The sequence below is a fragment of the Stenotrophomonas sp. 05L414_2 genome (genome assembly GCF_056397905.1).
This window is the reverse complement of sequence record NZ_JBFTOJ010000207.1, coordinates 1-7,000: the sequence shown is the minus strand read 5'-3', so window position 1 is coordinate 7,000 and position 7,000 is coordinate 1. Positions and strand designations below refer to the sequence as shown.

At 67.5% G+C, this 7,000-nt stretch carries 7 protein-coding genes and 1 pseudogene; 1 reads left to right on the top strand and 7 read right to left on the bottom strand.

Going from position 1 to position 7,000, the window contains the following annotated elements:
* Positions 1-9: 9 nt before the first annotated feature.
* Genes AC1DJN_RS19835 through AC1DJN_RS19820 form a run of 4 tightly spaced genes read right to left on the bottom strand, consistent with a single transcriptional unit; the run spans position 10 to position 3,622 of the window.
* Positions 10-696, bottom strand: coding sequence for a pseudouridine synthase (locus AC1DJN_RS19835; protein WP_478039914.1), 687 nt, complete (start codon positions 694-696; stop codon positions 10-12).
* Between the two features lie 54 nt (positions 697-750).
* A complete protein-coding gene (locus AC1DJN_RS19830) occupies positions 751-1,335 on the bottom strand; it encodes an O-methyltransferase (RefSeq protein ID WP_425541464.1) in 585 nt (194 codons plus the stop codon).
* Entirely contained in the window at positions 1,335-2,990 is a 1,656-nt protein-coding gene (ubiB, locus tag AC1DJN_RS19825; RefSeq protein WP_033832742.1) for a ubiquinone biosynthesis regulatory protein kinase UbiB, read from the bottom strand. Before ubiB ends, AC1DJN_RS19830 begins: the two co-directional genes overlap by 1 nt.
* Positions 2,987-3,622: a ubiquinone biosynthesis accessory factor UbiJ gene (locus AC1DJN_RS19820; RefSeq protein ID WP_478039912.1), complete on the bottom strand. Its 636-nt coding sequence runs from the start codon at positions 3,620-3,622 to the stop codon at positions 2,987-2,989. The genes ubiB and AC1DJN_RS19820 overlap by 4 nt, the downstream gene beginning before the upstream one ends.
* Before the next feature lie 377 nt (positions 3,623-3,999).
* Here AC1DJN_RS19820 and ddlA point away from each other — a divergent pair, with 377 nt between their 5' ends.
* Positions 4,000-5,097 (top strand): D-alanine--D-alanine ligase, encoded by a 1,098-nt coding sequence (gene ddlA, locus AC1DJN_RS19815; RefSeq protein WP_140227922.1) that lies wholly within the window; start codon positions 4,000-4,002, stop codon positions 5,095-5,097.
* 85 nt (positions 5,098-5,182) lie between these two features.
* Here the strand turns inward: ddlA and AC1DJN_RS19810 are convergent, their stop codons facing one another.
* The 3 genes and pseudogenes from AC1DJN_RS19810 to AC1DJN_RS19800 all read right to left on the bottom strand — a co-directional run.
* Positions 5,183-5,338 (bottom strand): DUF1328 domain-containing protein, encoded by a 156-nt coding sequence (locus AC1DJN_RS19810; RefSeq protein ID WP_025875842.1) that lies wholly within the window; start codon positions 5,336-5,338, stop codon positions 5,183-5,185.
* Positions 5,339-5,459: 121 nt separating this feature from the next.
* On the bottom strand, positions 5,460-6,446 hold the full coding sequence (oleD, locus tag AC1DJN_RS19805) for a 2-alkyl-3-oxoalkanoate reductase (RefSeq protein WP_033832739.1): 987 nt from the start codon (positions 6,444-6,446) through the stop codon (positions 5,460-5,462).
* Positions 6,443-7,000: pseudogene (locus AC1DJN_RS19800) on the bottom strand (peptide synthase); the annotation flags it as partial. The pseudogene AC1DJN_RS19800 and the gene oleD, both read right to left, overlap by 4 nt.

Here is a 7,000-nt window from a genome sequence, read left to right as displayed (position 1 = left end):
GCGCTACAGCTACGGAACGTGCCAGCCGAACAGGTCCAGCGCCTTCTGGAATTCACCGTCGACCGGCGCGCACACATCCACCGTGCCACCATCCGGATGCGGAAAGCGCAGGCGCTCGGCGTGCAGCAGCATGCGGTGCACACCCTGCATGCGGAAGTTGCGGTTGTGCCGGCCATCACCATGGCTGGTATCGCCGATCAGGTGATGTGACAGGTGCTTGAGATGGCGGCGGATCTGCCGGAAGCGCCCGGTCAGCGGCTGGCAGCGCAGCAGTGCATAGCGCGAGCTGGTGAACTCGCCCACCGGTACCGACAGTTCGCCGGTAGCCAGGCGCTGGAAGTCGGTGACCGCCGGCTTCTTCACCGGCTTGCCGGGACCGCCATCCAGATCGTGGTCGACCTGCCAGGCCTCCTCGGCCGGCCAGCCGCGGCAGATGGCCAGGTAATCCTTGCTCACCTCGCCGCCCATCAACGACTTGCCCAGCGCACTGGCCGTATCACGGTCGAAGGCCAGCAACAGGCAGCCGCTGGTGGCGCGATCCAGGCGATGGACCAGGAAGATCGGCCGGCCCAGCTGCTCGCGCAGGCGATCGGCGAGGAAATCATCTTCGCCACGGGCCAGCTTGCTGTCATGGACCATCAGCCCGGCCGGCTTGTTGACCACGGCCAGCCGTTCATCCAGGTGCAGCAGCTGCAGGGGCGCGCACTACCGCACCAAGCCAGCGACCCGCGCTACCGGGGTGACGCCCGGTCAGGTGTTGCGCAGCGCCAGCAGTTCGCCATTGCCCACCGGCACCAGGCTGGTGGTGAACGCCGCATCGGCGGCCAGCAGGGCGCGCAGCGGCGCCATCTCACCGGCATGCGAGGTGGCGTTGTCGACCACCAGCAGGCCGCCGGGGCGCAGTACCCGACGCAGCTGCGGCCACCAGCCCGCGTACTGCCCGCGATCCGAATCCAGGAACAGCAGGTCGATGCAGCCCTGCTCGGCCTGCGCCAGCCACTGACCGGCATCACCGTGGACCAGGTTGATGCGCTCGCCCAATCCACTGCGGGCGAAATTCGCGCGGGCCATCGCCACCTTGTCGGCAGCGAGCTCCAGCGTGGTCACCTGGCCATCGATCGCGGCCGCCGCTTCGGCCAGCCACAGCGTGGAATAACCGTTGGACGTACCGATCTCCAGCACGCGGCGGGCGTTGCCGAAACGCACCAGCACCGACAGCAGTTCACCGGTGTCGGCGGTGATGTTGAGCATGCGCCGACCGCGCTCGGTTTCGCACGCATCGTTGTCGCTGCCGAACTGCGCGAGCTCCTGTTTGAGCGCGCTCAGCGCATCCATCATCGCCACCACGCACGCGCCAGTGCGAACGCTCCAACCGCACCGGACACCCAGCTCCACGCCGGCACGTCGCCCCAGTACCAGCCCGGCGGCTGCAGCACGTACATCAATGCGGCGATCGCCAGCAGGCCGACGCCGGTGATCGCACCGACCGCATGCTTCTGCAGGCGCTGCACGCTGGCGTCCAGCGCAACCAGATCGCGCGAGCGCATCGCCAGCTCATGGCGACCTTCCACCTGCTGGGTCAGCCAGGCGTGCACCAGGCGCGGCATGTCCGGCGCATGGGTCATGATTTCCGGCAGGCGCTTGCCGATCTCGCGCACCACGCGACGCGGGCTGTAGCGCTCGCGCAGGATCTTCGCCAGCACCGGCTTGGCCACGGCCCAGATATCGATCTGCGGGTCCAGCTGGCGGCCGACGCCCTCGATGTTGAGCAGGGTCTTCTGCAGCAGGATCAACTGCGGCTGCAGGGTCAGCTGGTAGCGCTGGGCCACGCGGAACAGCTTCATCAACACTTCGGCCAGCGAGATCTGCGACAGCGGGCGGGTGAAGTACGGCTCGCACACCGAACGCACCGCCGCTTCCAGATCATCGATGCGCACGTTGTCGGGCATCCAGCGCGCCTGCACGTGCAGTTCGGCGATGCGGCGGTAGTCGCGGTTGAAGATGGCCATGAAATTCTCGGCCAGGTAGTACTGATCTTCCTGCGAGAGCTGGCCCATGATGCCGAAGTCCAGCGCGATGAAGCGCGGGTTGTCGCGGCGTGCCGGATCGATGTCGACCCAGATGTTGCCGGCGTGCGCGTCGGCATGGAAGAAGTTGTCGCGGAACACCTGGGTGTAGAACACCCGCACGCCTTTGGCGGCCAGCGCCTTGCGGTCGATGCCGGCCTTGTCCAGCGCGGCGATGTCATCGGAGGGGATGCCCCATACGCGTTCCAGGGTCAGTGCGCGCTCGGCGGTATGGCTCCAGATCACTTCCGGTACGTACAGGTCGTCGGAGTTCTCCCAGAAGCGGCGCAGCACGCTGGCATTGGCGCCTTCGCGCTGCAGGTCCAGCTCGGCGGCCAGGGTGTTCTCCACCTCGGCCACCACTTCGCGCGGGCGGATCTTGTCGGCGCGCGGATGGGTGCGCTCGACCAGCGTCGCCAGCGAGTTGAGCAGGGCGATGTCGGCGTCGATCTGTTTTTCGATGCCCGGGCGCAGCACCTTGACCACTACCTGGCGGCCGTCGGCCAGGGTGGCCGCGTGCACCTGCGCGATCGACGCCGAGGCCAGTGGCTCGGTATCGAAACTGGCGAAGGCTTCGCTGACCGGCAGGCCCAGCGCTTCCTCGACGATGCGGCGTGCGGTCTCGCCGTCGAAGGGCTTGACCCGGTCCTGCAGCAGGGTCAGCTCATTGGCCACGTCCGGCGGCACCAGGTCACGACGGGTGGACAGGATCTGCCCGAACTTGACGAAGATCGGCCCCAGGTCCTGCAGCGCCAGGCGCAGGCGTGCACCCCGCGACTGTGCCGCGATGGCGGCCGATGCGCGCGGCACGAACGGCTTGGCCAGGCGCAGCCAGCGCTCGGCCGGGGTGCCCTGCAGCAGGTCGTCGAGGCGGTAACGCAGGATCACCCGGCCGATGCGGCTGGCCCGCAGCAGCGCCTTCATGCGGCACCCCGCAGGCGCTGCACGCGTGCGCCGAGGCGCTCGACATCGTCGCGCAGCACGTCCACGTCATCGTGGAAGGCATCCAGCTCGGCACGTGGCACCACGTCGCGCGATTCCTCGGTGATGAATTCAGCGGCGCTGTGGGCGAGGTCGATCGCACCCTGGCGGGCATGCTGCAGGGCGCTGCGCAGGGTGTTGGCCACCTGCACGCCCAGCACGTCGCCGAACACGCTGACGAACGGCTGCTGCCAGTCCGGATCGAAGCCCTTGGCCAGCTGCTGCAGGCGGCGCGCCAGCTCGGCATCGCCGGCCACGCGAACGCGCCCCTTGCCGTTGTCAGCGCCCTGGCGGGCACGCGCCAGCAGCGGCAGCTGTGCCAGCACGCCGGCCAGGCTGCTGCGCACGGCCAGGTCGGCTTCCTGCGCATCCACCGGGCCGACACGCAACTGGTCGCCGTCGACGCTGATGYGCATTGCCAGCGGCGGCGCGTCCAGGGTCAGGTCGATATGGCGACCGTCGAGGCCGGCCAGTGCGTGGCGGGTATCCGGATCCAGCGCCAGCGCGCGGTTCAGGGCGATCTGCAGGGCACGGCCAGCGACCGGCTTGAGGGACTTGAGCAGGGAAAGAGCCATGTGCGCATTCTACCTGCGTGGGTGGGGGGCTTGGGCCGGGCTACCGCCCGGCACCCGCAGAAGCAACGGCAACATCAAAAGCCGAAGCAACAGCAACAGCGGGCATTCCGTGGGGAGGCGGGGGGGGTCCGGTTGCGGGGGCCGCTGCAAGTACGTCCCTGTAAGCTCGGTCGCCGCATCCATGCGGCTCACGCCCCCGCAACCGGACCCACCCCGCCTTCGACAGGTTCCTACTGCTGTTGGTGGGTGTCGACCTTGGTCGACACGGTAGATCCACGCCATGCGTGGATGGATTTCTGGTTCATCTGTGCCTCACGCGGAAGGCCGATGAAGGTTCATGCTATGGAACCACGCAACGCACAGGACATCGCATTTCCATGGCACGGACACGGGTTGGCATCATCTTCGGTGGCAGGTCTTCCGAACACGAAGTTTCGCTGCAGTCGGCGAAGAACATTCTCGACGCGCTCGACCGCGAGCGCTTCGAACCGGTGCTGATCGGCATCGACAAGCAGGGCCAGTGGCACCTGAGCCAGCCGGACACCTTCCTGCTCAATGCCGAGGATCCGGCGCGCATCGCCCTGCATCCTTCCGGTACCGCGCTGGCGGTTCTGCCCGGCACCGAGCAGGCCCAGCTGCAACCGACCGATGCGGGCAGCGCGCTGGGGCAGATCGATGTGGTGCTGCCGATCGTGCACGGTCCGCTGGGCGAGGACGGTGCGCTGCAGGGCCTGCTGCGCATGGCCAACCTGCCCTTCGTCGGCTCGCCGGTACTGGGTTCGGCGGTAGCCATGGACAAGGATGTAACCAAGCGCCTGCTGCGCGATGCCGGCCTGCAGGTGGCGCCGTGGGTCTGCATCCGCCGCCATGAAGCCGATACGGTCGATGTCGATGCCCTGATCGCGACACTCGGCCTGCCGCTGTTCGTGAAGCCGGCCAACCAGGGCTCATCGGTGGGCGTGAGCAAGGTCAAGGACGCCGACGGTTTCGCCGAGGCATTGCAGACTGCGCTGCGCTACGACCACAAGGTTCTGGTGGAATCGGCCGTGGTCGGCCGCGAGATCGAATGCGCGGTGCTCGGCAACGAGCGGCCGCAGGCCAGCATCTGTGGCGAGGTGGTGCTGCACGATGAGTTCTACGCCTACGACACCAAGTACATCAACGAAGATGGCGCCGAAGTGGTGGTGCCGGCCGCGATCGACGCGGCGACGCAGGCGCGTATCCAGGACATCGCGCTTCAGGCGTACCAGGTACTGGAATGCGCCGGTATGGCGCGCGTGGATGTGTTCCTGACCGCGGATGGTCGGATCGTCATCAACGAGGTCAACACGCTGCCCGGCTTCACCCGCATCAGCATGTATCCGAAGCTGTGGGGCGCCAGTGGCGTGGGCTACACGGCGCTGATCACGCGCCTGATCGAACTGGCGATGGAACGGCACGACGCCGATCGCCGATTGCACAGCGCGGTGCGCTGACCGCGCTTCGGCAGTGCCGGCCGCCGGTCGGCAACCCCGGGTAATCGAGGTTGCCGGCCAGCGGCCGGCACTACTGCTCAAGCGGTCATGTGCGCTTGCGGAACATCGAGATCACCGCCAGCACCAGGAACACCACGAACAGGATCCAGGCGATGTTGCTGGCGGCACCGGCGATGCCGGAGAAACCGAGCACGGCGGCGATGATGGCAATGACAAAGAAAATGACGGCGTAATGCAGCATGGTGCTCCTCGCAGGTGGTCGGCCGTGGGTGGCGTTGTGTCCATCCTGCGCATCTGCCGGTGTGCAACCGGTGATGGCGATCTCTGCGCGTAATGAAGGCTTCAGCGCGGTGATGCCGCCGTCATGATGCGGCCTTCAGTCGTCGCAGCCCTTCTTCGATGCTGACCTGCGGCACGTAGCCGAAATCACGGCGCGCTGGCTCCATGCTGTACCAGTGCGGCGTGCACAGCTGCTCGGCCAGGAAGCGCGTCAGCGGCGGCTCGCCACGCAGGCGCAGCAGCGGCCACAGCCGCTCGCAGATCGCGCCGATCCGATACGCCGTCTTGAAGCTGATCGCCTTGTCCACGGTTGGAGCGCCCACCGCCTGCAGCAGCTTGTTGACCAGCTCGCGCATCGGCAGCGGCTCGCCATTGGAAATGAAGTACGCCTTGCCGGCGCAGGCCGCGCCCGGTGCCAGCGCCTCGAAGGCGAGGAAATGCGCGAGCGCGGCGTTGTCGATGTAAGTGGTATCGACCTTGTTGTTGCCATCGCCCACCAGGCGCAAACGGCCAGCGCGTGCACGATCGGCCAAGCGCGGCACCAGCTGCTGGTCGCCCGGGCCCCAGATCAACCGCGGACGCAACGCCACAGTCGCCAGGCTCGCGTCATTGGCCGCCAGCACGCGCTGTTCGGCAATCGCCTTGGTCGCCGCGTACGGCGCCTGGAAATCCTCGCCATACGGCACTTCGTCCGCACCCAGTCCTTCCACCGGGTGCGTGGCGCGGTGGGTCACGCTGGGCGTGGAGGTGTAGACCAGCCTGCCGATGCCATGCGCACGGCAGGCGGCGATGACGTTGTCGGTGCCGACCACGTTGGCCTGGTGGTAGCTGTCATAGCTGCCCCACGCACCCGCCTTGGCACCGTTGTGGAACACCGCATCGACGCCGGCCACCGCATGCAGCACCGCCTGCGGATCGGCCAGGTCACCGCGGATCTGGCCCACGCCCAGCGCCTGCAGTTCCGGGTAGTGGCTGCGGTTGAACGCCAGCACCTGGTGGCCACGTTCGACCAGGCCACGGCACAGCGCCTGGCCAAGAAAACCACCACCACCGGTGACCAGGATCTTCATGCGCGCTTCTCCAGTTCGGCGCGTGCCCAGACGGCGAGCTTCTCGCGGCCGATCTTGGCGTTGTGACGGATATCGACGGGGAACGCCGGATGCATCAGCACGTGTTCCAGCTTCATCTCGGGCAGACGCGCAGCGGCCGTGGCATGCAGCGCCTCGCGCAGAGCAGGGCTGTCGGACTGGCCACGCTGCAGCTCCACGCACAGCACCGGCACCTGCGCACCGGCCGCGCCGACGCCCACCAGCGCAGTGCGTGCCACGCCGGGTACGGTGTTGAACACCGGCTCGACCTGTTCGGTGTACAGCGGTCCGTGGGCGGTTTCCACGCGATGGGTCTTGCGGCCACAGAACCACAGCCGTCCCTGCGCATCGAAGTAGCCGACATCGCCCATGCGATGCACGATGCGGACGCTGCCATCGACCAGGGTTTCGCTGATCTTCGCCGCCGCCGTCGCCTGCGGACGGTTGAAATAACTATCGGTGGCGGTCGGCCCGGCCACGGTGATCTCACCGATCTCGCCCACGGCCAGTACGCGCGCCTGCGACCAGTCCGGCAG